The following is a 1,122-nucleotide window of genomic DNA, read 5'->3' on the forward strand; positions in this document are numbered from 1 at the left end:
GTGACCAGGTGCGTATGGGGCGTACCGGCCACCGCCCCACGGCATGACGAGGACACGACGAGGAGATGCATGGGTTTTGCCGACCAGTTCTGGCAGCTGACCGTCGATGGCCTCATGGTCGGTTCGTTGTACGCGGTCATCGCCCTGGGCTACACGCTCGTCTACGGCGTGCTCCAGCTCATCAACTTTGCCCACAGCGAGGTGTTCATGTTGGGGGCCTTCGGTGGGCTGTTCGCCGCCAGGGGTCTGCTGCCGGGCGGTTCCACGCCGTCCGGGATGATCTCGGTGGGCCTGCTGGCCGCCGGGCTGGCGGTGGGTGCCGCCTCCGGCGCGGCGGCGGCGTTCACCCTCGAACGGGTCGCCTACCGGCCGTTGCGCCGGCGGTCCGCACCCAGGCTCGCGTACCTCATCAGTGCGATCGGCGCGTCGCTGTTCGCGGTGAACCTCGCCGGCAAGGAGTTCGGCCGGCAGAACGTGCCGGTGCCCGCCCTGTTCACCAACGGCACCGTCTTCCACCTCTTCGGCGCCCAGGTGTCCACCCAGACCGTCGTCGTCTTCGGCGCCGCGGTCGTGATGCTCGTCCTGCTGGACCGCCTCGTGGCGACGACCCGCCTCGGGCAGGGCATCAGGGCGGTCGCGCAGGATGCGGACACCGCCGTCCTGATGGGCGTGAACGTCGAAAGAGTGATCATCCTGACCTTCGTCATCGGCGGCCTGCTCGCCGGCGCGGGCGGGTTTCTCTATGCCATGACCTTCAACGCCTCGTACAACATGGGCTTTGTTCCCGGGGTGAAGGCGTTCACCGCCGCGGTGCTCGGTGGCATCGGGAACGTCCGCGGTGCCATGCTCGGCGGCATCCTGCTCGGGCTGGTCGAGAGTTACGGTGGCTACGTCTTCCAGGCGTCCTACAAGGACGTGATCGCCTTCCTGGTGCTGGTCGGGATCCTCATGGTGCGCCCGTCGGGTCTGCTCGGCGCACGGTTGGGCAGGGCCGCATGACCGCCCGCCCGCCGTCCTCGGCGTCGCCCGAACCTCCCGCGTCGACCTCGTCCGCACCTTCCCCGCCATCGAATCCGCCGACGCAGCCGGGGCCGCCGCAGCCGGGGCCGCCGCAGCCGGGGC

The 1,122-nt window shown here is 69.7% G+C and carries 1 protein-coding gene; it reads left to right on the forward strand.

Going from position 1 to position 1,122, the window contains the following annotated elements; genetic code table 11:
• Positions 1–69: 69 nt before the first annotated feature.
• The gene (locus tag DD1DGNOD_RS07640; protein WP_131765861.1) at positions 70–999 is read left to right on the forward strand and encodes a branched-chain amino acid ABC transporter permease; all 930 of its coding nucleotides are present in this window, start codon (positions 70–72) and stop codon (positions 997–999) included.
• Positions 1,000–1,122: the final 123 nt, after the last annotated feature.

It is taken from the genome of Candidatus Protofrankia californiensis, from assembly GCF_900634765.1.
GTDB lineage: Bacteria > Actinomycetota > Actinomycetes > Frankiales > Frankiaceae > Protofrankia > Protofrankia californiensis.

Excerpts from the sequence above, each read along its gene's own strand:
- DD1DGNOD_RS07640 (WP_131765861.1), top strand. The coding sequence starts at position 70 with ATGGGTTTTGCCGACCAGTTCTGGCAGCTGACCGTCGATGGCCTCATG.